Source organism: Rhizobium binae (assembly GCF_017357225.1).
Classification (GTDB): Bacteria; Pseudomonadota; Alphaproteobacteria; order Rhizobiales; family Rhizobiaceae; genus Rhizobium; species Rhizobium binae.
Genome location: NZ_CP071607.1, coordinates 46882 through 69123 on the forward strand (window position 1 = coordinate 46882; position 22242 = coordinate 69123).

A 22242-nucleotide genomic window follows, 5' to 3' on the forward strand; every position below is an offset into this window, starting at 1 on the left:
TCATTACACCTGCTCGGCAAGCAGCGTGGTGCGCTTGCCTTCCGTTTCGGTGACTTCTTCGGCGGCGATGTAGAAGTCGCGTTTGTAGTTGAACGTATGGCCGATCGCCACGACGATCAGGGCGGCGAAGGAGACGACGACCAGCCACCACATGTACCAGATCAGACCGAAGGCGAGTGCGACGCTGATCGCCGACAGGATCGCGCCGGTGCCGGTATTCTTCGGCATGTGGATCGGCTTGAAGCCGCCGAGCGGCCGCTCGTAGCCGCGCCGCTTCATGTCGTACCAGCTGTCATGGTCGTGGACGACAGGGGTGAAGGCGAAGTTGTAGTCCGGCGGCGGCGAGGCGGTCGACCATTCAAGCGTCCGGGCGTCCCAGGGATCGCCGCTGTCGTCACGCAGTTCCTCGCGCTTGATGAAGCTGACGACGATCTGGATCAGGAAGGCGGCGATGCCGAGCGCGATCAGGCCGACGCCGAAGGCGGCGATGATGAACCAGATCTGCAGCGACGGGTCCTCGAATTGGCTCATGCGCCGGGTGACGCCCATCAGGCCGAGCACATAGAGCGGCATGAAGGCGAACCAGAAGCCGATCTGCCAGAACCAGAAGCTCAGCTTGCCCCAGAAGGGATCAAGCTTGAAGCCGAAGGCCTTCGGGAACCAGTAGTTCACGCCGGCGAACATGCCGAAGAGCACGCCGCCGATGATGACATTGTGGAAGTGGGCGATGAGGAACAGCGAATTGTGCAGCACAAAGTCGGCCGGGGGCACGGCGAGCATGACGCCGGTCATGCCGCCGATGACGAAGGTCACCATGAAGCCGACCGTCCACAGCATCGGCACCTCGTAGCGGATGCGGCCGCGATACATGGTGAAGAGCCAGTTGAAGATCTTCGCTCCCGTCGGGATCGAGATGATCATCGTGGTGATGCCGAAGAAGGAATTGACGGAAGCACCCGAGCCCATCGTGAAGAAGTGGTGCAGCCAGACGATGTAGGACAGGATCATGATCACGCAGGTGGCGTAGACCATCGAGGCGTAGCCGAAGAGGCGTTTTCCCGAGAATGTGGCGACGACTTCCGAGAAGATGCCGAAGGCCGGCAGCACCAGGATGTAGACCTCAGGATGACCCCAGATCCAGATGAGGTTGATGTACATCATCGGATTGCCGCCGAGGTCGTTGGTGAAGAAGTTCGTCCCGGCATAGCGGTCGAGCGACAGCAGCGCCAGCGTTGCCGTCAGGATCGGGAAGGAGGCGACGATCAGCACGTTGGTGCAGAGGGCCGTCCAGGTGAAGACCGGCATCTTCATGAAGGTCATGCCGGGCGCGCGCATCTTGACGATGGTGGCGATCAGGTTGATGCCGGACAGCGTCGTGCCGACACCGGCCACCTGCAGGCCCCAGATATAATAATCGACGCCGACACCAGGACTATAGGCGGCGCCCGATAGCGGCGGATAGGCGAGCCAGCCGGTCTGGGCGAATTCGCCGATGAACAGCGACAGCATGATGATGATCGCGCCGGCAGTGGTCATCCAGAAGGAGAAGTTGTTGAGGAAGGGGAAGGAGACGTCGCGAGCGCCGATCTGCAGCGGCACCACGAAGTTCATCAGGCCGGTGACGAAGGGCATCGCCACGAAGAAGATCATGATGACGCCGTGGGCGGTGAAGATCTGGTCATAATGGTGTGGCGGCAGGTAGCCTTCCGACCCGAACGCGATTGCCTGCTGGACGCGCATCAGGATGGCGTCGGAGAAGCCGCGCAGCAGCATGATGACCGCCAGGATCACATACATGATGCCGATCTTCTTGTGATCGACGCTGCAGATCCAGTCGTGCCAGAGCGGACCCCAGAACTTGAAATAGGTGATAGCGCCGAGCACGGCGAGGCCGCCGATGACGACGCCGATGAAGGTCACCACCAGGATCGGCTCGTGATAGGGGATGGCGTCGAGGGTCAACCGGCCGAAGATGAACTTCAGGAGGTCAGGATTGGAAAACATGGAACAACCCGTTCATTATGTCTTGCGACGCAAAGCGCCAGGTTAATTATTGTTGTTGAGCTGCGCCGGCGCCGGATCGGCACCGTTGCTCATGCCGGGCATGGAATGGCCGTCATGCTGCATGTCCATGCCGGGCATGTCGTGCTGCATGCTGTTGCCGTCGGTGTTTCTGTCCGGTTCGCTGCGCGCCGGAGCACCCGTCGCCGGCACGGTTGCGCCCGGCTGGACGACGCCTTCGCCGGCATGGCGGTTGTCATATTGCAGCTTTTCACGGTTTTCGGCGCTTTCCTTGCCGCCGCCGCCCATCATGTCGATGTGCATCATTTCGTTCATGCACATCTTGCCTGGTGTGGCGCACATGTTGAGGATGGCGTTGTAGAGGTCGGCGTCGGCGCCGGCATAATAGCGCACCGGCTCCTTCTCGCTCGGCTTCTCGAGCTTCAGATAGGCGTCGCGATTGAGCATCGTGCCCTGCTGCTTGATCTTGGCCACCCAGCTGTCGAAGCCTTCGCGGCTAAGGCCATGGAACTTGAAGCGCATGTGCGAGAAGCCGGCGCCGCTGTAATTGGCGGAGAAGCCCTCATACTCGCCCTCCCGGTTGATGACGGCGTGCAGCTTCGTCTCCATGCCCGGCATGGCGTAGATCTGGCCTGCAAGGGCGGGGATGTAGAAGGAATTCATCACGGAGGAGGCAGTGATCTTGAAGTTGATCGGCTGGTCCACCGGAGCGGCGAGCTCGTTGACGGTGGCGATGCCCAGATCGGGATAGAAGAACAGCCATTTCCAGTCGAGCGCCACGACCTCGACGGTCAGCGGCTTGGTATCGGCCGGAATGGCGCGCTCCGCATCGAGGCGGTCGAGCGGGCGGTAGGGATCGAGCTTGTGCGTGGAAATCCAGGTGACGGCGCCGAGCGCGATGATGATCGCCAGCGGCGCTGCCCAGATGACGATTTCGAGGCGGGTCGAATGATGCCATTCCGGCGCGTAGGTCGCGGCCGCGTTGGAGCGGCGGTAGCGCCAGGCGAAGAGCAGCGTCAGGAAGATCACCGGAACGATGATCAGAAGCATCAGCACCGTCGAGATGACGATCAGATCGCGCTGTTGCGCGGCGATGTCGCCGGAGGGCGCCATGACCACCATGTTGCATCCTGCCAGGAAAAGCAGCGGCAAGACGGATAGAAGGCGGGAAAACTTCATGAGTTTTGGCACGTCTCTAAGCTCTTGTTGTTTCGTTATGTCCGCGACTAAAGCACTGAACCGGATAGCGACATGAGGCGGAAGGTCGCAGTGCAGCAATCATGCCGCACTGCGGCAAAAATCATCGGGCGCTAGTGCTTTGAAATCCTGATGACATATGGAAGGATTTTACGACCTGCGCATGTTTGACTCCAATATATCCGCAACAGCCGGTCAGGCCAGCTTTTGCAGGGGAAATCGCCGTCGGGATCAGGCAATTTTTTGGGTCTCCGCTTCATTTGGGCCGTGATGATGAACTATTTCAGTCTCACGGACTTGATAAGCCTGCCGGTTTGATCAAGATCACGCTTGGGGCGTCTTGCCGGAAGCGCCTTAACGAGGAGGCGTTTATGGCAACAACATCGCATTACGGACCGTCGTCGTCGTCGCTGGAACGCGACGCGCGGCGTATTCACGACGACAAGCCGGTGTCACCGGGCAGCATCGCCATCGGCGTGGTGATCGGCCGCATGTCGGAATTTTTCGATTTCTTCGTCTACGGCCTCGCCTCGGTCCTGGTCTTTCCCCAGCTTGTCTTTCCCTTCGCGCCCGACAGGCTGACCGGCACGCTCTATTCCTTCGCCATCTTCTCGCTTGCCTTCCTCGCCCGGCCCGTCGGCTCCGTTGTCTTCATGACCATCGACCGGATGTATGGACGCGGCACCAAGCTGACAATCGCGCTCTTCCTGCTCGGGGGCTCAACCGCCTCGATCGCCTTCCTGCCGGGTTACGAGGAGATCGGCGTCTGGTCGATCGCGCTCCTGGCGCTCTTCCGTCTCGGCCAGGGTTTTGCGCTCGGCGGGGCCTGGGACGGGCTTGCCTCGCTGCTGGCGCTCAACGCGCCGGCCAATCACCGCGGCTGGTATGCGATGATCCCGCAGCTCGGCGCGCCGATCGGTTTTGCCCTGGCAAGCACGCTCTTCGGTTATTTCGTCGCCAATCTTTCCAGCGAGGATTTCCTCTCCTGGGGCTGGCGTTATCCCTTCTTCGTCGCCTTCGCGATCAATGTCGTGGCGCTGTTCGCGCGTCTGCGCCTGGTCATGACCAAGGAATTCGGTACGCTGCTCGAACAGCACGAGCTGGAGGCAGCGCCGATCCTCGACGTGCTGCGCGTTCATGGCCGCGACATTCTGATCGGCGCCTTCGTGCCGCTCGCGAGCTTCGCCATGTTCCACCTCGTCACCATCTTCCCGCTCGGCTGGATGAGCCTTTACGGTGACCAGCCGATCGGCGCCTTCATGGTGGTGCAGGTGGTCGGCGCCATGGTCGGTGTCGTCGCGATCATCGCCTCGGGGCTGATCGCCGACCGCATCGGACGGCGCGCCCAGCTTGCCATCTGCGCCGTCATCATCGCCATCTTCAGCTTTGTCGGGCCGATCCTGATCGCATCCGGCAATAGTGGCCACGACGCTTTCGTCATCATCGGCTTCGGCGTGCTCGGCCTATCCTTCGGCCAGGCAACCGGCTCGATCTCGTCGCGTTTCGGCCGCGGCTATCGTTATACCGGCGCCGCCTTCACGTCGGACCTCGCCTGGCTGATCGGCGCCGGCTTCGCGCCGCTGGTGGCGCTCAGCCTCTCCAGCCGCTTCGGCCTGACCTTCGTCGGCTATTACCTGCTCTCCGGCGCCATCTGCACGCTGGCCGCACTCGCCTTCAGCAAGGCGCTGGAACAGCGCGAATAGGTCGAACCGCAGCAGCACGCCGTCAAGCCCGGCGTGCTGCTCATCCTCTATCGTCTCGAAGAGCGGCACCGCCGAATTGATGCAACATTTGTTGGTCGTCAGCGATATCCACGGCTTTCCCGAAACCTTTACCGACCTATCGGATGTTGGGTTTTCTCAGCACCGCGTATTGCAACTGGCCGACCTGAGTGGCCGACCCGATCTGCGCGGAGACGACCTGCATCACCATCTTTTCAACGATGACGGCATGCGGCATGCGATTCGGGCACTTCGCGAGGTTGACGGACGCGGGTGCTCGGCGATCGGTTTCAGCGCCGGTGAAACCGTCTTGTGGAATGCCGTCAAGGAAGGGCTGGAGCTTCAGGCGCTGATCTGCGTGTCATCAACCAGATTGCGCTTCGAAACGGCTCCACTGAATATCCCTGCAATGGTCGTCTGGGGAGAACTCGATCCATATCGGCCATCTGAAAGCTGGAACCACGCTGTCCCTCAACGTTGGAAAACATACTCGGGCAAGCAGCACGACTTTTACCGCATCGAAGTGCTTGCAACCGAATCGCCGTTGCGGGCCGATATTGCCGCGTTCATCGAAGGCCGTTTCCTCGTTGCATAGCGCATGGCGCTTCGGCCAGCGCGGGCGGGTCGCCGTGGTTTTGCGAACATGCAGGCTTTCATTTTCGGCTGCAGCTCTAATTGAGGGCGTAGCGCTGGGTTCCCATCTAAACAACGCGAAAGGAGATCAGATCGCGAACATGCGGACTTCATCGGGGCCAGCGGTCCTGCGCCGCACACAAAGGCCGGACATACGACCGCTACCGATCCCTACGGCGGATATCGTCAAAAAATGCTACCGACGGCGAGCTGAACGACATCTGTGACCGGCTGAACTCGACGCCGCGGAAGTGCTTAGGCTATCGAACACCCGCGAAATTCTTTCGCAAGAAACTACTCGCGCAAATGCGACGCGTCGGCTAGCGTCACAGGCGCAGGTCGCAGTTCGGCATGAACTCACATGTCATTTCGCCCCGTACCGGAATCGAGTCCTTGCTGCCGTCGGCCGGGCCGTGACCTGGATGCTTCGCCAGTGGATATCAGCGCTTCGGCCGTGCGGCGAAGCAACGGCGTGGCCTCGCCCGGTTCGAAAATTTGTGAGCTGACGAAGGCGCCATTTATGAGAACCGCGAGCTGACCCGCAAGTTCATCGGGGGCAGCCACGTCGAGATGCTCCGCGATCACTTTCAGCCGCCGCCGCATCTCGCGCTTATGAGCCTCGGCGATCTTGCGCGCGGGATGGTCAGCTTCAGGAAACTCGGCGGCAACGTTGATCTGCGGGCAGCCCCGGTAGTGCGGCCGTCCGACACGTTCGCCAATCCAACCCAGATGGGCATCTAACTCCGCCCTGGCATTGTCTTGATGTTGTGCTGTCACGCTGTCCCAGTGGCCCCAGAAGTCCTGATCTTCGCGCTCCAGGAATGCGGCGACAAGATCGTCCTTCGTGCCGAAATGACGATAGAGGCTCGTCTTCGCGACGCCGGCTTTCTCGACCACCAAGTCGACACCGACCGCCCGAACGCCCTGCTTGTAGAAGAGCGCTGACGCGGTTTCCAGGATCCTGTTGCGGACGTCGGCGCCCTGGCCGACAGTGACCGATGCGGTTCTTGACATGCTTAGCCTCCACTTTCTCCAACAAATATAGCACGGAAGGCCTTGACGCGCTACAGACCTGTATGTTTCTGTCGGAAACAGACAGGTCTGTAGCACGGAGGACGTAATGACAGAGAATGTGATGGTAGCCGCTGGGACGGTGGCGGTATTGGGAGCAACAGGGCATACCGGCCGCTTCGTGGTCGCAGAATTGTTGCGCCGTGGGCTTCGGCCGATCGCAATCGCCCGCAGTGCCGAGGCGCTCGCAGCGGCAAACTTTCACGAGCCGGAGGTGCTCTGCCGCCTTGCGACCGTCGACGATGAGGGATCGCTCATGCGGGCATTGGCCGGCGCAGACGCCTTGATCAATTGCGCAGGGCCATTCCTCGATACCGCCGACGCGCTCGCCGCCGCAGCTGTGAAGTCTGGGATCCACTATGTCGATGTCAGCGCCGAGCAACCGAGTGTGAGATCGACCCTAGAGAAGTTCAATGAGCCTGCGCGCGAGGCCGGCGTTGCCATCATCCCCGGTATGGGATTCTACGGCGGGTTCGCCGATCTGCTGGTCACCGCCACGTTGGGAGATTGGGCCTCTGCGGACGCGATTGACATCTTGATCGGCCTCGACAGCTGGCACCCGACGCGCGGCACCCGCGTTACCGGTGAACGGAACAAGGCAACACGCATGGTTGTCTCCGAGGGCCGCCTCAGTCCCTTAGGGCTTCCGCCCGCGCAGAAGCATTGGGAATTTGGGTACGAGCTGGGCAGCCAGATCGTCAGCGAAATGCCATTCTCGGAGATCGTTCTGATCTCTCGGCACGTCAAGACAACAGAGCTCCACACCTATTTGAGCGCGGTCGCTCTAAGCGACATTCGCGACGAGGCGACGCCCGCTCCGAAGGCGGCGGACCCGACCGGGCGCTCAGCGCAACAGTTCGTCGTCGAAGTCGTCGCGAGGCGCGAAGGAGCCAGCCGACGGACTGTTGCCCGAGGACAGGACATTTACGCCTTCACCGCACCGCTCGTGTGCGAGGTCATCGAGCGTCTTCTCGGCCGGCAGTTCAGCCATGCAGGAGCACACGCGCCGAGCGAAATCCTCAACGCCGAGGAGGTACTAATCGCGCTCCAGCCCGATCACTTGGCGTTCGAAATTGCCGCGAGGTGACCATGCCTTGCAACAAAGAGAAGTGAAATGAGCTCTTCTCGATCGGGAGGGTCAGATTCGGCACATCAATCCGCAGGCTGCGATCGCATTGGACGATGTTATCCGGCATCAGCCCAAAATGCTCGCCGATCACCCCGAGACAGGACGCAGCGGTCGTCTCGAGGGAACACGCGAATTGGTCATTCCGCGCACCGCATTTCTGCTGATCTATCGCGTCGACACAAAGGCGCAGAGGTTGGAAATACTGCGCCTTCTTCATGGCCAAGCAATGGCCGCCGAGATCTTAGTTTTAATCCTTAGAGGCGGAACAAGAACCACTCCAGACCGTACGCTGAGATCGAACGAGCTTGAACCATGATGCCAGGCCGTTTGCTGCAAGGAGCGAAACAAACCACATGACCAACTCCCGTGGCGCAGTGGATTTAGGGATTGCGCGCGGTTTTCCGTCTCTTAACATAGCTTGGCCACCTTGGCCCTCAGGCCGGACTCTTATCCCTCCTTGACGATATCCAATCCTGGGAAGGTCGAATGCTCATAACCCGTTCAGAATGGATGCCCGCCATCCGCGAAATCGATGAAACGACCGCTATTTGCGCGATAGGTGACGTTCATGGATGCGCCGATCTGCTGAAAGAGATGCATGCCGCTATTGCGCGGGAATTTGACCTCATCTCTCCGGGCGCTGCTTATTGCATCCATCTTGGCGATCTGATCGACCGTGGCCCGGAAAGCGTGCGGGCGCTGACCTTGGCGATGCAGGGCATTTCCGGCGCGACCAACTGCACTCTGATCGGAAATCATGAGCATCGATTGCTTCAGTTGCTTCGCGCGCCTGACGTCAAGATGATGGAGCGATGGCTGACGCACGGCGGTACCGAATTCTTCGAGGAACTCGGCGTTGACCCCCGCGACGGATGGGAAGACCGGGTGTCCGAGCTTCTAGGACGCCATACAATTGAATGGCTGCATTCGCTGCCTTTCAAGCTGCAGCTCGGAAACCTGCTCTTCGTCCATGCGGGCATAGACGTCGAGGTTCCGATCGATCGCCAGACGGCGGAAACCCTTGCGTGGATTCGCGAGCCGTGGCTGTCTTCGGCGGGGCCTTATGAAAATGGGCTGGCCGTCATCCATGGTCACACACCCATCGCCGATGTCGTTCTCAGCAACCAGCACAGGATCAACCTGGATACCGGAGCTTGCGAAACAGGTGTTTTGAGCGCGCTTCTGATCCATGGTCGTCGGATGAAGCTTTTTCAGACCGGTTGAAACGCCCGCAAAATCCTCCGGACTGCATGATGTTTACCCCGTTCGGTGTTCGTGTGTTCTGTGGAGCGATTGTGGTTCGGCGACTTTACTGCACCATCTGCGGCTGCTTCGCCGCCCGCGCCGCAGTCAGTTCCGCGGTGGTGTGGTTCAGGCGGTCGGCGAGCACGCGCATGATTTCGACGGCCATTTCGGGGAAGTCGCTGAGCAGCTTCAGGAAGTGTTCCTTGCTGATGCGCAGCACTTCGAGAGGCGAGGTGGCGCGCACCGTTGCCGTGCGCGAGACGTCGCAGAGGATGGCGATTTCGCCGACGATGGAATTGAGCTCGACGTCGGCGACCTTGATCTCGCCGGCCGGCGAAGAGACGACGATATCGGCGGTGCCGGAGAGAATGACATAGGCGGCGTCGCCGACATCGCCCTGATGGAAGAGATCTTGTCCGGCCTTGTAGGTCATGCGGTCGGAGGTGAAGGCCAAAAGCTTGAGTTTTGCCGGCGCAATCCTCGAAAAGATCGGCACCCGTCGCAGCATTTCGACTTCGTCTCTCAACAGCATGAGCGTTTCAATCCCCTGGCGCAGGGTTCTTCGAACCGGACGCCTTAAATTCCCGGGCGTTCCGCCGGGAACGCCTCCATCGCCGCTCCCATAGAATATTACGATAACAGTTCCTTGAACATACCGTTTTTCTCGGAAAGTTCCGGATAGTTCCCGGCCTCGGCCAGGCCGCCGCGGTCGAAGAGCAGGATCCGGTCGAACATCTCGGCGAGCCGCGCATTGGAAAGCACCCAGATGATCGCCGGCCGTTTGCCTTCCTTATGCAGGTCTTCGATGATGTTGCGGGTGATCTGGTCCTGGACGCGCTGATCGAGCGCCGACAGCGGCCGATTAAAGATGAAATAGTCCGAACGCTTCAGGAGTGCGCGGGCAAGGCTCAGCTTCTGCCGCTGCACCATGGTCAGCCGCTTGCCGCCCGAGCCGACGTCGAATTCGAGGCCGATCGACAGCACGTCGTCATATAGGTCGAGCGAGTCGAAGAGCTCGCCCATGACGGAGCGGATGCGGTCGGAGGCATCGGCCTGCTGATAGGCGATGCGGCCGAACAGAACATTGTCCATCAGGCTTGCTGACGGCGTAAAACGCTCGGCGTCGTAACGCTCGATCAGCTCGGCGAGATCATCCGGAATATGTGCGTGGAACTGCTTGCGGGCGCCGACGATCTTGTCCATCAGTTCGTTGGTCAACAGGCCGAAGCGGTGGCGTGGTTCGATATAGGCGAAACTCAGCCGGATGATGGCGGAGCGTTCCTCTGGCGTGGCGTCCTCGAAGCGCCGGCTTTGCAGCTTTTGCAGCAGCGCCTGATAGGTCGGAATGTCGTCCGCCGTCATGAAGGTCAGCTGCTGGAAGAATGGATGGTCCGGCGGCAGGTCGTGGAAGAGTTCGACGGCGTTCTCGGCGATCTCGAGGCCCATGGCGTAGAGATCGGTGCTGAGGCCCGTCTCACGGAAGAGCTGCTGGAAATAAGGATGCGCGGCCAGCCTGCGGTTGGTCATCAGCGGCCGCTTCATCGTGCCGAAGAGCAGGTTTTCGCCGACCGTCGCCTGGGCGTTGTAGGCGTCGAAATCGAAAGGGACGACGATCCCGTCGAGCCCCTCTTCGCGCAGCCGATCCCTGAGCGAGGCGCGCAAGGCCACGACATGGTTGCTGACCGCCACATGCACGTCGGTGTTGACGGTCGAGCGCAGCGCCAGATCGAGAATATCCTGCGAGATCAGCACGGCGTCGAGCACCGGCCGGATCGCTTTCAGAAGGTCTTCCGGCCCACTGGCGCCGGCCGCCTGGTAATCCACCCAGTCGCTGTTGAGGTCGAGGGTCGGGTTGCCGGCCTTCACCGCCTCGGCCGAATGCCATTTATATTCGAGCGCTTCCTTTTCGTTGTAGACGGCATCGGTCATCGGCGCATGCTTGAGGCCGTAGAGCAGATTGCTGGCGAGTGTGCCATGGAAGAAGAAGGTGTCGGCCGAGGCATAGGAGATGCGCCGGCCGGTGATCGATTCCGGCAGGTCCAGCAGGTCGCGCCCGTCGATGGTAATGCGGCCGGAATCCGGCCAGATCATCCGGCCGAGCGCTTCGGCGAAGGCTTCCGCACCGCTGCCGTTCGGGCCGACGATCGCCACCGTCTCGTTCGGCTTGATTTCAACCGAGACGTGGTCGACGAGGCGGGCGCCGCTGTCGTCGGAAAGCGTCAGATTGGTGACGACGAGCGCGCTCGTCAACGCGCCGACGGGAGCGGTGGCCAGTTCCTGAATGCGGCTGTCGATCAGCGGCTCGACGTTGAACTGTTCGTAGACCTGCTGGTACTTCACCTGCACATCCTGGCGCATCTGGTCCCAGTCGATCAGTTCCTTCAGCGGCCCGGGCAGGTCCTTGTAGGCCGAGATGACGGCGACGAGCTGGCCGATGTCGAGCCGGCCCTGCAGCGCCAGATAGCCGCCGATCGCGTAGAACAGGAAAGGCGTGACCTGGGCGAGGAAGTTGTTGATGAACTTCACCAGGAATTTCCACTGGTAAAGGTCGTAGCGGATCGAGAAGATGCGGCCGAGCCTCGAGGCGATGTCGGCGCGTTCGAGGTTGGAGGTGTCGTTGCCGTGGATCGTGCCGATGCCGTCGACGATTTCGCCGACGCGGCCGGACAGCTCGCGCGCCGTCAGCTGCCGCTGGCGGCCGAGGTCCAGGAGGCGTTTCCTCATGCGGGGAATGACCACCGCCTGGACGCCGACGATGCCGGCGGCGATCATGCCGAGCCAGAAATTCTGCACGATGATGAAGGCGAGCGCGGTGATCGCCTGACCGCCGAGCAGGGCGGGCGAGACGAAGGCATCGCCGGTGAAGCCGCCCATCGGCTCCACCTCGTCCTTGATCATGGTGGCGATCTCGGCCGATTTCACCCGCTTGAAATGCGCAGGCGGAAACCGCAGCACCCGGTCGATGAGCTCGAAGCGGATGCGCCGCAGCATGCGTTCGCCGAGCCGGCCCTTATAGGTGTTGATGTAGAATTTAAAGAGGCCGTTCAGCACCACCAGCGCCAGGAACACCAGGCTGAGCGCCATCAGCATCTGGAAGCGGTTGAGCTGCACGCCCTGGAAGAATTCGACATGGCCGATCAGCGGAATATTGTAGGCGACGTGCATGAAAGTCTGGGTTGCGCCGGGACCTTCGAAGCCGTCGCCCTGGATCGGTCCGTTGACGATCTGCTTCGGCAGGTCGAAGGACAGGAAGTAGGGCACCATCGAGGCGGCGACGACAGCCAGGATCCACAGCTGCTGCAGCCGCGTGTTCTTCCAGATGTAGCGGGCGAGGCTTTTTTCCATGGCTAACCGTCAGCTTGCTGGGAAATTCCGGAGGCGCGATCCGGGCGTCGGAACGGGAGAAATCCTTGAGAACGAACCATGCAGCCGGACCGCCGATATCGCAATGAAAACAAGGCGGAGCGACGGGCTGTAGACAGGCCGATTCTCGCCGGAACTTTGCTTATATCACAGGATTTTTGAATTAGGCGAGCGATTCGCAATCATCGAGCGAATGATGCCGGCGGTTTTCACCGCCCCCTCGAGATCGAGCGAGACCGGCCCGCGCCGGGAAGCTGCGAGTGCCTTTTCGACCGCCTCTTTCACATGCGCCGGCGTCAGCCCCTGTTCCGGCAGAATGTCGGCAAGATCAAGCGCCTGCAGCCGTTCGGCGCGCACCGTCTGCTCTGTCTCGCCGCCGGCGACGAAGGGGATGAGAATCGCTCGGCATTGACTGCGCATGAGGTCGCCGACCGTGTTGTAGCCGGCCTGCGAGATCGAGACTTTGGCACCGCGCAGCAGCGAGGGAAAATCCTTGCGGAAGCGCACCAGCGTCACGTTTGCGGCGGCGTCCTGCGACAGCGCGGTGAAATCGGCCTCCGGCAGGTTTGGCCCGGCGATCAGCAGCCAGCGAAGCTTGGTGGGCATGAGCGCCGCCGCCTCTTTCGCCGCGCCGATCAGTTCGGCGCCGACGGCGCCGCCGCCCGCCGAGGCGATGATATCGAATGTTTCGGCCGGTTCGGGTGCCGGCGGCAGAGTGACGAGGCCGGTATAACGCACCCTGTCGGCAATCTCTGCCGTCAGCGGGAAGGTATCCTCGAGCTTGACGAAGGCGGGATCGCCGTGGACGAGCACGGCGTCGAAATGATCCCTGACCAGGGCTGCGGTTTCAGCGTCGCGGCCGGGCTTGCGGTTTTCCTGCAGGATGTCGCGGACCGAGCTCAGGAGTTTCGGCCGCGGCTCGGCCCTTTCGATCGCCGCGAGCAACGGCAGCAGTTCGAAGCGCATCTGCCGGCGGCCGAAGGGGAAGGCTTCGATGATGACGACATCGGGCCTTGCGGCATGAAAGGCTTCGAGCAGCAGCTCGCGGCGGGCATGGAGGAAATCCTCGCCGGCGGGGCGGCCTTCGGCATCGGCGAGGCCGGAAAAGCCGGCATTGCTGGCGACGACCGCCGGCAGCGCCACGGTCTTGACGCCCTCGCCGGGAAAGCCAGGCACCGGCAGGCCGCCAGTCACCACGGTGACGTCGAAACCGTCCTTGACGAGGGCATTGGCGATGCGGCTGGCGCGGGCGATGTGGCCGATGCCGAGCAGGTGCTGGACGTAGAAGAAGATGCGCGGTGCCGTCATGACGCCTTCTGCCATTCGGCCTCGAACAGACCGCTGAGCTGTCGGATGCTAGAATGATGGTCGAATTCTTCGCGCACCCGCCTTTCGGCGGCATCGCCGAGACGCTTGCGCAGCGCCGGGTCGCGGATCGCCGCCGTCAGCGCCTTCGCCAGCAGCGCCGGATCTTCCGGCGGCACGACGAGGCCGTTTTCGCCGTCCCTCAACAGTTCCGGCACGCCTGACACGTCGGTCGAAACGCAGACGAGCCGCTGGCTCGAGGCTTCGACAAGCACGTTCGGCAGGCCGTCGCGGTCGCCGTTGGCGGCGATCCGGCAGGCCAGCGCAAAGAGGTCGGCGCGGCGGTAATGATCGAGCACATCTTCCTGCGCCATCGCGCCCTTCCAGGCGATGCGGCCGGAGAGGCCGAGCTCGCTGGCGAGCGTCTTCAGCTTCGCCAGCGCCTCGCCGCCGCCGACATGATCCATGCGCCAGTGCAGGTCGGCGGGTAGCAGGGCGAGTGCGCGCAGCAGCACGTCGTAACCCTTCTTCTCGACGGCGCGGCCGACGCTCAGGATGAGGGCTGGATCGTCCGGGTCATCGCCGGTCCGCTGCGAACGCTCGCCGGCAAAGTGGCCGAAGCGGGCGAGATCGAGACCGTGGTAACTCAAATGCACCGCATCCTTGCGCGATGTCAGCGTGCGCATGTGCTCGTAGCCCGTCCGAGTACAGGTGACGGTCCAGCGGGCGCTCTTCAGTTTTTCGGTGAGCTCCCAGTCCGGCGACGTCCATATGTCCTTGGCATGCGCCGAACAACTCCAGGGGATGCCCGTCAGCATGCTCGCATATTCCGTCACCGAAGCCGGCGTATGGATGAAATGGGCATGCAGCCACTCGCCGTGATCCGGCCATTCGCGTCCCAGTACCAGCGCCTGGCCGAGACGGCGAAAGCGGTTGCGGGAGAGGTCGCGCGTGAGGTCGGCGAGGAAGCGTTTGAGCAGCGCCTTGAAACCGGGTCTGGAGAAGCCGGCGATGAGGCCCTTCACGACCCGGATCGGCTCCTCGTGCAGATATTCCGGCAGGTAGACGACGCGCGCCTTGATCTCGTCATGCACGGGATGGCGCTTCTTGTCGGTCGGCCGGCGCATCGAAATCAGCGTCAGGTCGAAACCGGCCTTTTCGAGGCCGAGCAATTCCTGGGCGATGAAGGTTTCCGAAAGGCGGGGATAGCCTTTCAGCACGACGAGGATCTTGCGGCGTGGCGGCAAGGCTGTGCCCTATTCTGCGCCGACGAGGGAAAGGTGGCTGGCGCGGCCGTCGATCCATCGGCCGACGGTCTGCGAAATGTGGTCCAGCCCTTCGAGATGCATATTGCTGCCGCTCTTCGATGGTGGCAGGCGGGAGGGCAGCCGTTTCAACGCCTCGGCCATCACAGTCGGATCGGCGGATTGTTCCGGCAGCAGCATATCGACGAGGCCGAGTTCGCTGGCGCGCTTGGCGCGCAGCAGCTGTTCCTCGCGCGGCTTGACGCGCGGCACGATGAGGGCCGGCTTGTCGAAGGAGAGAATTTCGCAATAGGTGTTGTAGCCGCCCATGGCGACCACGCCGGTGGCGCCGTCGATCAGCTCTTCCATGTGATTGTCGAACTCGATTACCTCGATATAGGGAATGGCTTCGCCCTTCTGCACCAGCTTGGTGCGCTCGGCCGCCGGCATATAGGGTCCGAGCACGACGAGCGCCTTCTGCGTCAGCGTCGGATCGGCCTCATAGGCATTCAGCACGTCGTGGACGAGATCGGAGCCGTCGCCGCCGCCGCCAGTCGTGACCAGCAGGTAATTGTCCTTGCGGGCGTTGATCGAGGTCTTGCCCTTGGAGACGCTGCGCTGCAGGAAGCCGACGAAATCCATCTTCCGGCGCAGGCTGGCCGGCACGTCGAGACCGATCAGCGGGTCGTAGAAATCGGGCGGGCCGTAGACCCAGACGCTGTCGTAATATTGGTCGATCTTCTGCATGATGCCGTTCCTCTTCCACTCGGCGTCGAGCAGATGCGGCGCATCCATGATCTCGCGCAAGCCGAGCACCAGCACGGTGCCGCGGGCCTTGAGATAGGCGAGCGTATCTTCGACCTCGCCCTTCAATCCCATCGGCTCCTTGTCGACGATGAAGATATCGGGCTGGAAGGTCTCGGCCGTGTGGCGGATGCTCGATTCGCGCATCTTCAGCGTCTCGTGCAGGTCGATGTGGCTGGCGAGCGACGTATATTCGCCGTTGCGGAGCTTGATGACGCTCGGGATCTTCACGAAGTCGACGCGGGCGCGGTAGTCGAAGGCGCCGGCGATCGTCGCACCGGAAATGATCAGGATGTTGAGGCCGCGATAATCCTCGACCAGCGCATGGGCGATGGCGCGACAGCGGCGCAGGTGGCCGAGGCCGAAGGTGTCGTGGCTGTACATGAGGATGCGTGCATCTTCGAGACGTCTGGCCATGGGGGTTCCCTCCGGGGTGAAGAACATATTTAGCACCCCCGCCGTCCGGAGGCCATGAGGCGGGAGCGGCGCGTTAAGGCGCCGCCGGCTTTTCTGCTATTTGTAGGGATCTGCCGCATCGCGCAAGCCGTCTCCCAGAAAGTTGAACGCCAAAATGACAAGAACAACAGGAATGATCGGAAAGAGCAGCCAAGGATAGAAGGCGATGACGCTGACGCTTTTTGCCTCGGTCAGCAGAATGCCCCAGCTGGTGATCGGTGGGCGGAGACCGAGGCCGAGGAAGGAGAGTGCGGTCTCGCCGAGGATCATGCCGGGGATCGAAATCGTGGCCGAAGCAATGAGATGCGACATGAAGCCCGGCACCAGATGGCGGCCGATGATGCGCGGCGTGCTGGCGCCCATCAGCTGGGCGGCCTGCACGTAATCCTCCTCACGCAGCGCCAGCAGCTTGGAGCGCACGGCACGCGCTAACCCGGTCCAATCGATAATGCCGAGGATGACGGTGATGCCGAAATAGATAACGATCGGGCTCCAGGTCACCGGCATGATGGCGGCGAGCGCCATCCAGAGCGGCAGGCTCGGCAGCGATTGCAATACTTCGATGAGGCGCTGGACGATGAGATCGAAAACGCCGCCCCAGTAACCGGCAAGGCCGCCGATGACGATGCCGAGCACGAAGCTGATCGCGATGCCGATAAGACCGATCGTCAGCGATATCCGCGCGCCGTAGAGGATGCGCGAGAGCACGTCGCGGCCTAGCCGGTCGGTGCCGAGCAGGAACATCTGGCCGCCGATCGCCGGGCAGACGAGGTGATAGTCCGAGGCGACGACGCCCCAGAATTTATAGGAATCGCCGCGGCAGAAGAAACGGATTGGCTGCACGTCGTTCGGCTTGTCGACATAGATGCGGTGCAGCGTGTCGAGATCGAGCGTCATGCTGCGGCCGTAGACGAAGGGGCCGACGAAGCTGCCCTTGTCGAAGAAGTGGACCCGCTGCGGCGGCGCATGGATGTAATCGACGTTGCGCGTGTGCAGGCCGTAGGGCGCCAGGATCTCGACGATCAGGATCATCAGGTAGATGGCGGCGAGAAAGATCCCGGAAATCAAGGCGAGCTTGTGCTGCTTGAACTTCCACCACATCAGCTGCTTTTGCGAGGCGAGATGGATGCGCGATTGCGCCGCCGTCATGGTTTCGGTCGCATGCGGATCGAAGGGCGCAGTCGAGACGTAATGGGGAAGCGGCGCGCCGGGTGCGGGAAGGGGCGACATTATTTGGTGCTCCTGCCTTGCAGACGGATGCGGGGATCGAGGAAGCCGAGGGCGATATCGGAAATCAGCACGCCGATGACATTAAGAAAGGCGAGGAACATCAGGAACGAGCCGGCAAGATACATGTCCTGGCTCTGCAGCGCCTTGATCAGCATCGGCCCGGTCGTTTCCAGCGACAGCACGATCGCGACGATTTCGGCGCCCGAGATGATCGACGGCAGAATCGAACCGATATCGGCGATGAAGAAGTTGAGCGCCATGCGCAGCGGATATTTGACCAGCGCCCGCATCGGATGCAGGCCCTTGGCGCGGGCCGTCGTCACATATTGTTTCTGCATCTCGTCGAGCAGGTTGGCCCGCAGCCGCCGGATCATGCCGGCCGTACCCGCCGTGCCGACGATGATCACGGGAATCCAGAGGTGGGCGAGGATCGACTTCGCCTTCGCCCAGCTCATCGGCTCGTTCAGATATTCCTGGCCCATCAGGTGGCCGATCGACAGACCGAACCAGACATTGGCGAAATACATCAGGATCAGCGCCAGCATGAAGTTCGGAATGGCGATGCCGAGCAGGCCGAGGAAGGTCAGCCCATAATCACCCCAGCTATACTGGTGCGTGGCCGAATAGATGCCGATCGGAAAAGCGATGAGCCAGGTGAGCAGAATCGTCGTGAAGGAGACGAGGATGGTCAGCCACAGGCGGTCGCCGACAACGTCGGACACCGGCAGCTGGTATTCGAAGGAATAGCCGAAATCGCCGTGCAGCATGCCGCCGACCCAGTAGAAATAGCGCACGATCTCCGGCTTGTCGAAGCCGTATTGCTGGCGCATCTCCTCGATTTCCTGGAGATTGGCGGTCTCGCCCGAAGCGCGCAGCTCGGCGATCTGGCTCTCGAAGAAGTCACCCGGCGGCAGTTCGATGATCGTGAAGACCAGCGCCGAAATGACGAAGAGCGTCGGGACCATGGCGGCGATGCGCCAGAGAATGTATCTGAGCACGCCTCAGGCCTCCTTGTACCAGAATGCATCCGGCATGTAGATGCCGAGATAGGAGGTGGGATCGAAGCCGTAGAGCGCTTTCTCCGGCAGGTTCTGCAGCTTGGCGGCGCGAAGGATCGGCTGCAGCGTGCTGTTGATGAGGCCGATCGAAAACACCTGCTGCGTATAGAGAGACAGCATCTTGTGCCAGATGGCCTGACGTTCCTCGAATTTCGCGGTCGAGCCCCACTGGTTGAGCAGATCGACCAGCTCGGCTGCCTCCGGCAGGTCGGGTGCCACGCCTTCCTGGCCGGCGGAGAGGTAATGCATTCCCCAGAGCGGCCATTGCAGCTGATCGTCGAGCGTCGGGGCGAGCCCGGACGGCGACATGTCGGCCGTCGGCACGCCGTTGTCGAGACCGTACCAGATCGACATCATGATGGTGCCGCTCATGGCGCGGTTGCGGAAGACGTCGCGCTGCGACGTCCGGGTATAGAGCGCCAGGCCGACATTGGCCCAGTGGTCGTGCACCAGCTCCAGCACGTCGGTATCGAGGTTGCTCTCGCCGGCTGTTTCGACGGTGATCTCGGCGCGCCGCCCATCGGGCAGCAGCCGGATGCCGTCATCGCTGCGCTTGCTCAAACCAAGCTCGTCGAGCAGACGATTGGCCTCGTCGGGGTCGAACTTGACGTAGGCGTCGGCATATTCCTGCTTGAAGAGCGGGCTGTCGGGCAGAACGGTATCGGCGCTCGGCGTGCCCAGCCCGTAGAAGGCGACCATGTTGATCTCGTGCCGGTCGATCGCGAGCGACAGTGCCCGGCGCAGGCGCGCGTCGCGAAACAGGCCGCGCCATACCTCGTCGGCGCAGTTGAGGTTCGGCAGCAGCGTGATACGCGAGCCGCGCGCGACCTTCCAGAGATTGACTTTTACCGGGAAGCGTTTCTCGGCCTCCTTGAGGAAGGTGTAGTCGTTGAAATCGATGCCTGTCGCCTGCAGATCGGCTTCGCCGGCGCCCGCCTTGGCGGCGATGATCGACGAGGAGGAAACGTTGAGGATGAAACGGTCGAGATAGGGAAGCTGCCTGCCGGTCTCGTCAACACGGTGGAAGAACGGGTTGCGCTCGAAGACAAATTGCTCGGCCGGCAGCGCCGTCGTGTTGTGCCAGGGATCGAGCGTCGGCAGGTTCGGATTCTCAGGACGGTAGGAGCGCGCCATCTTGATGTGCAGATCCTGCCACTTCTTGACGCGGTAGGTCTTCATCATCTGTTCCATCTTCGCCTCGTCGGGCTGGAATTTCTTATGGAACTGCTTGAGGTAATGCGCCGGCCCGAAGATGACGAGCGGTATGGGGCCTGCCAGCGTCGGCAGGAACATCGGATTCGGTTTTTCCCACGTATAGCGCACCGTCAGCGCATCGAGCATCTCGAAGCGCGGCAGGCTGCCGTGCGGACGAAGCTCAAGCGCGCCGCCGCCCGGCGTGAGCTTGTCGTTCAGGATGACGTCTTCCCACCAGTAGCGGAAATCGTCGGCGGTGAACGGCTCCCCATCGGACCATTTATGGCCTTCGCGCAGCGTGAAGGTGAAGACCGTGTCGTCCTCGGAGCGGAAGTCGGCGAGGATATCCGGCTGGAACCGCAAGTGCTTGTCGTAGCCAACCAGGCGGGAATAGCCGTAGATCGTCATGAAGCGGATGTCGCGCTGGCTGCCGATGATGGTGCGTACCGTGCCGCCATAGGCGCCGGGTTCGAGCCCCATCTCCTTCAGATTGACGATGCGCGGACGGGCGGGAATGCGATCGGCCATCGCAGGCAGGCTGCCTGATGCCAGCTTCTCCTTGAGGAATTCCGGTTCGACAGCCTGCTCGGCCCGAAGCACCGCCGGCGCGATTGCGGCGCCGACGAGGCCGCCCAGAAAGGTGCGACGCGTTACCATCAGCGCAACTCCTCGATATCGACGCCCTTGCGGGCGCGCACCAGATGGCCGTCGCCGAGATCGGCATAGGCCAGCTCGGAGGCATCATCATGATCAGCGGTGAAGGTTGGGCCCCAGTTCTGCTTGTCGGCGGCGCCGTTTTCGCGCAGCGCCTTGAAATCGAGCGGCCGGTCGAGATCGGGGAAAGGGACGGCGGCGAGCAGCGATTTCGTATAGGGGTGTACTGGATCGCGCAGGATGATTTCGCGCGGCGCGATTTCAACGATGCGGCCCTTGCACATGACGGCGATGCGGTCGGCCATGTAATCGACGACGGCGAGGTTGTGCGAGATGAACAGATAGGTCAGCCCCAGTTCCTTCTGCAGATCCTTCAAGAGGTTGAGGATCTGCGCCTGGACGGAGACGTCGAGGGCTGAGACCGGTTCGTCGAGGATGACGAGTTTCGGCCCGAGGGCAAGCGCGCGTGCAATGCCTATGCGCTGGCGCTGGCCGCCGGAGAAGCTGTGGGGGTAACGGCTGAGATAGCGCTTGTCGAGGCCGATCGCCCCCATCAATCCTTCGACCTTGCGCTTGCGCTCGGCGCTGTCGCCGCGATCGTGGATCTCCAGCGGCTCGCTGAGAATGTTGCGCACCGTCATGCGTGGCGAAAGCGAGGAGACCGGATCCTGGAATACCATTTGGATCTTGGTGCGCATATCCTGCAGTGCCTCGCCGCGAACGGAAAGCAGGTCGATCACGTCCGTGCCGTCGTTGAACATCACCGCGCCGCCGTCCGGCGTGATGGCGCGCATCAGAATCTTGCTGAGTGTCGTCTTGCCGCAGCCTGATTCGCCGACCAGGCCGAGACATTCGCCGCGGCGAATGTCGAAGCTGACATCGTCGACGGCGCGCAAGACGGTGGCCTCATGCCTGCCGAAGAGGCTGCGCCTGCGCGTCTTGTAGGTCTTCGAGAGATTGGAGACGGACAGCAGCGTGCCCGGGGTCTCCGCCTGCAGCGGCTTCTTCTTGCCGACCAGCGTCTCGAGATTGACCGGCACATCGCGCAATGCCTTCAGCCGCTCGCCAGGTTTCATGTCGAAATGCGGAACGGCGGCCATCAGTGCCTTGAGATAGGGATGCTGCGGGTTGCGGAAGATCGCCTCGACCGGCCCGGCTTCCATGATCTCGCCGTGATAGATGACGACCACCTCGTCGGCCATGTTGGCGACGATGCCGAGATCGTGGGTAATGAGCAGCATCGCCATACCGAGCTTGGCCTGCAGTTCTCGCAGCAGTTCGAGGATCTGCGCCTGGATCGTCACGTCGAGCGCCGTCGTCGGCTCGTCGGCAATCAGCAGCGCCGGCTTGCAGATCAGCGCCATGGCGATCATCGCGCGCTGGCGCATGCCGCCGGACAATTCGAACGGATACATGTCGTAGGTGCGGTGCGGATTGGAAAAACCGACGAGGCCGAGCATTTCCTCGGTCCTTTCACGCGCCTCCTGCTTGTCGCTCTCGGTGTGGATCAACAGCACTTCGCTGATCTGGTTGCCGATCGTGTGCAGCGGCGACAGCGAGGTCATCGGCTCCTGGAAGATCGTCGCCATGCGCCGGCCGCGCAGGTCGCGCATTTCCTCGCTGTCGCGCGACAGGGAGAGGATATCGGTCGTATTGCCATCGAGCGGATCGGTGAAGAGGATGCTGCCGGATGCCTTGGCCGGATTGGGCAGAATGCCCATGACTGCCTGGCTGATCACCGATTTGCCCGAGCCGGATTCACCGACGAGAGCGGTGACCTTGCCTGGAAGGATGCGGAGATTGGCTTCCTTTACGACACGCAGCCGGTCGCCGAAAACGGAGAAGGAGACATCGAGGTTCTCAATACGCAACAAATCGGCAGCGGACGCCATACCAATGAAATTCCCCAGTCTTCT

General features: G+C 61.9%; 16 protein-coding genes and 2 pseudogenes. 6 read left to right on the top strand and 12 right to left on the bottom strand.

Going from position 1 to position 22242, the window contains the following annotated elements; genetic code table 11:
* Nucleotides 1-3: 3 nt before the first annotated feature.
* A complete protein-coding gene (gene cyoB, locus J2J99_RS27105) occupies nt 4-2004 on the bottom strand; it encodes a cytochrome o ubiquinol oxidase subunit I (RefSeq protein ID WP_168296428.1) in 2001 nt (666 codons plus the stop codon).
* 42 nt (nt 2005-2046) lie between these two features.
* A complete protein-coding gene (gene cyoA, locus J2J99_RS27110) occupies nt 2047-3213 on the bottom strand; it encodes a ubiquinol oxidase subunit II (RefSeq protein WP_168296429.1) in 1167 nt (388 codons plus the stop codon).
* 377 nt (nt 3214-3590) lie between these two features.
* Here cyoA and J2J99_RS27115 point away from each other — a divergent pair, with 377 nt between their 5' ends.
* The 3 genes and pseudogenes from J2J99_RS27115 to J2J99_RS27125 all read left to right on the top strand — a co-directional run.
* Nucleotides 3591-4922, top strand: a complete 1332-nt coding sequence (locus J2J99_RS27115) for an MFS transporter (protein ID WP_168296430.1) — start codon at nt 3591-3593, stop codon at nt 4920-4922.
* Between the two features lie 79 nt (nt 4923-5001).
* A complete protein-coding gene (locus tag J2J99_RS27120; RefSeq protein ID WP_168296431.1) occupies nt 5002-5535 on the top strand; it encodes an alpha/beta hydrolase family protein in 534 nt (177 codons plus the stop codon).
* Nucleotides 5536-5771: 236 nt separating this feature from the next.
* Nucleotides 5772-5897: pseudogene (locus J2J99_RS27125) on the top strand (IS30 family transposase); the annotation flags it as partial.
* Between the two features lie 33 nt (nt 5898-5930).
* On the opposite strand, the gene J2J99_RS27130 reads toward J2J99_RS27125, so the two are convergent.
* Nucleotides 5931-6587 (bottom strand): TetR/AcrR family transcriptional regulator, encoded by a 657-nt coding sequence (locus J2J99_RS27130; RefSeq protein ID WP_168296432.1) that lies wholly within the window; start codon nt 6585-6587, stop codon nt 5931-5933.
* A gap of 106 nt (nt 6588-6693) precedes the next feature.
* Between J2J99_RS27130 and J2J99_RS27135 the strand changes: the two genes are divergently transcribed.
* The 3 genes and pseudogenes from J2J99_RS27135 to J2J99_RS27145 all read left to right on the top strand — a co-directional run bounded on the left by J2J99_RS27135 (nt 6694) and on the right by J2J99_RS27145 (nt 8997).
* Nucleotides 6694-7731, top strand: coding sequence for a saccharopine dehydrogenase NADP-binding domain-containing protein (locus J2J99_RS27135; protein WP_168296433.1), 1038 nt, complete (start codon nt 6694-6696; stop codon nt 7729-7731).
* A gap of 55 nt (nt 7732-7786) precedes the next feature.
* Nucleotides 7787-8018 (top strand): annotated as a pseudogene (locus J2J99_RS27140) (type II toxin-antitoxin system RelE/ParE family toxin).
* 349 nt (nt 8019-8367) lie between these two features.
* Complete coding sequence (locus tag J2J99_RS27145; protein ID WP_246735351.1) at nt 8368-8997, top strand: metallophosphoesterase; 630 nt, start codon at nt 8368-8370, stop codon at nt 8995-8997.
* 85 nt (nt 8998-9082) lie between these two features.
* On the opposite strand, the gene J2J99_RS27150 is transcribed toward J2J99_RS27145, so the two are convergent.
* From J2J99_RS27150 to J2J99_RS27190, 9 genes are all read right to left on the bottom strand, one after another.
* Complete coding sequence (locus tag J2J99_RS27150) at nt 9083-9550, bottom strand: cyclic nucleotide-binding domain-containing protein (RefSeq protein ID WP_168296435.1); 468 nt, start codon at nt 9548-9550, stop codon at nt 9083-9085.
* A 98-nt stretch (nt 9551-9648) separates the two neighbouring features.
* Nucleotides 9649-12363 carry an ABC transporter ATP-binding protein gene (locus J2J99_RS27155; protein ID WP_168296436.1) on the bottom strand — a complete coding sequence of 905 codons (2715 nt, stop codon included), beginning with the start codon at nt 12361-12363 and terminating at the stop codon, nt 9649-9651.
* A gap of 165 nt (nt 12364-12528) precedes the next feature.
* The gene (locus tag J2J99_RS27160) at nt 12529-13689 is read right to left on the bottom strand and encodes a glycosyltransferase family protein (protein ID WP_168296437.1); all 1161 of its coding nucleotides are present in this window, start codon (nt 13687-13689) and stop codon (nt 12529-12531) included.
* Nucleotides 13686-14933, bottom strand: coding sequence for a glycosyltransferase (locus J2J99_RS27165; RefSeq protein ID WP_168296438.1), 1248 nt, complete (start codon nt 14931-14933; stop codon nt 13686-13688). The genes J2J99_RS27160 and J2J99_RS27165 overlap by 4 nt, the downstream gene beginning before the upstream one ends.
* 9 nt (nt 14934-14942) lie before the next feature.
* Nucleotides 14943-16151 carry a glycosyltransferase family protein gene (locus tag J2J99_RS27170; protein WP_168296439.1) on the bottom strand — a complete coding sequence of 403 codons (1209 nt, stop codon included), beginning with the start codon at nt 16149-16151 and terminating at the stop codon, nt 14943-14945.
* Nucleotides 16152-16247: 96 nt separating this feature from the next.
* Entirely contained in the window at nt 16248-17420 is a 1173-nt protein-coding gene (locus tag J2J99_RS27175) for an ABC transporter permease (protein ID WP_168296440.1), read from the bottom strand.
* Nucleotides 17420-18418, bottom strand: coding sequence for an ABC transporter permease (locus J2J99_RS27180; protein ID WP_168296441.1), 999 nt, complete (start codon nt 18416-18418; stop codon nt 17420-17422). The genes J2J99_RS27175 and J2J99_RS27180 overlap by 1 nt, the downstream gene beginning before the upstream one ends.
* A 3-nt stretch (nt 18419-18421) precedes the next feature.
* Entirely contained in the window at nt 18422-20329 is a 1908-nt protein-coding gene (locus J2J99_RS27185) for an ABC transporter substrate-binding protein (RefSeq protein WP_168296442.1), read from the bottom strand.
* The gene (locus J2J99_RS27190) at nt 20329-22218 is read right to left on the bottom strand and encodes an ABC transporter ATP-binding protein (protein WP_168296443.1); all 1890 of its coding nucleotides are present in this window, start codon (nt 22216-22218) and stop codon (nt 20329-20331) included. The genes J2J99_RS27185 and J2J99_RS27190 overlap by 1 nt, the downstream gene beginning before the upstream one ends.
* Between the last annotated feature and the right edge of the window lie 24 nt (nt 22219-22242).

What these genes read in the sequence shown, in the direction of transcription:
- J2J99_RS27130 (WP_168296432.1), bottom strand. Translation starts at nt 6,587, where the DNA reads ATGTCAAGAACCGCATCGGTCACTGTCGGCCAGGGCGCCGACGTCCGC.
- J2J99_RS27145 (WP_246735351.1), top strand. Translation starts at nt 8,368, where the DNA reads ATGCATGCCGCTATTGCGCGGGAATTTGACCTCATCTCTCCGGGCGCT.
- J2J99_RS27190 (WP_168296443.1), bottom strand. Translation starts at nt 22,218, where the DNA reads ATGGCGTCCGCTGCCGATTTGTTGCGTATTGAGAACCTCGATGTCTCC.
- J2J99_RS27170 (WP_168296439.1), bottom strand. Translation starts at nt 16,151, where the DNA reads ATGGCCAGACGTCTCGAAGATGCACGCATCCTCATGTACAGCCACGAC.
- J2J99_RS27115 (WP_168296430.1), top strand. Translation starts at nt 3,591, where the DNA reads ATGGCAACAACATCGCATTACGGACCGTCGTCGTCGTCGCTGGAACGC.
- J2J99_RS27135 (WP_168296433.1), top strand. Translation starts at nt 6,694, where the DNA reads ATGACAGAGAATGTGATGGTAGCCGCTGGGACGGTGGCGGTATTGGGA.
- J2J99_RS27120 (WP_168296431.1), top strand. Translation starts at nt 5,002, where the DNA reads ATGCAACATTTGTTGGTCGTCAGCGATATCCACGGCTTTCCCGAAACC.
- J2J99_RS27150 (WP_168296435.1), bottom strand. Translation starts at nt 9,550, where the DNA reads ATGCTGTTGAGAGACGAAGTCGAAATGCTGCGACGGGTGCCGATCTTT.
- J2J99_RS27185 (WP_168296442.1), bottom strand. Translation starts at nt 20,329, where the DNA reads ATGGTAACGCGTCGCACCTTTCTGGGCGGCCTCGTCGGCGCCGCAATC.
- J2J99_RS27155 (WP_168296436.1), bottom strand. Translation starts at nt 12,363, where the DNA reads ATGGAAAAAAGCCTCGCCCGCTACATCTGGAAGAACACGCGGCTGCAG.
- J2J99_RS27160 (WP_168296437.1), bottom strand. Translation starts at nt 13,689, where the DNA reads ATGACGGCACCGCGCATCTTCTTCTACGTCCAGCACCTGCTCGGCATC.
- cyoB (WP_168296428.1), bottom strand. Translation starts at nt 2,004, where the DNA reads ATGTTTTCCAATCCTGACCTCCTGAAGTTCATCTTCGGCCGGTTGACC.
- J2J99_RS27175 (WP_168296440.1), bottom strand. Translation starts at nt 17,420, where the DNA reads ATGTCGCCCCTTCCCGCACCCGGCGCGCCGCTTCCCCATTACGTCTCG.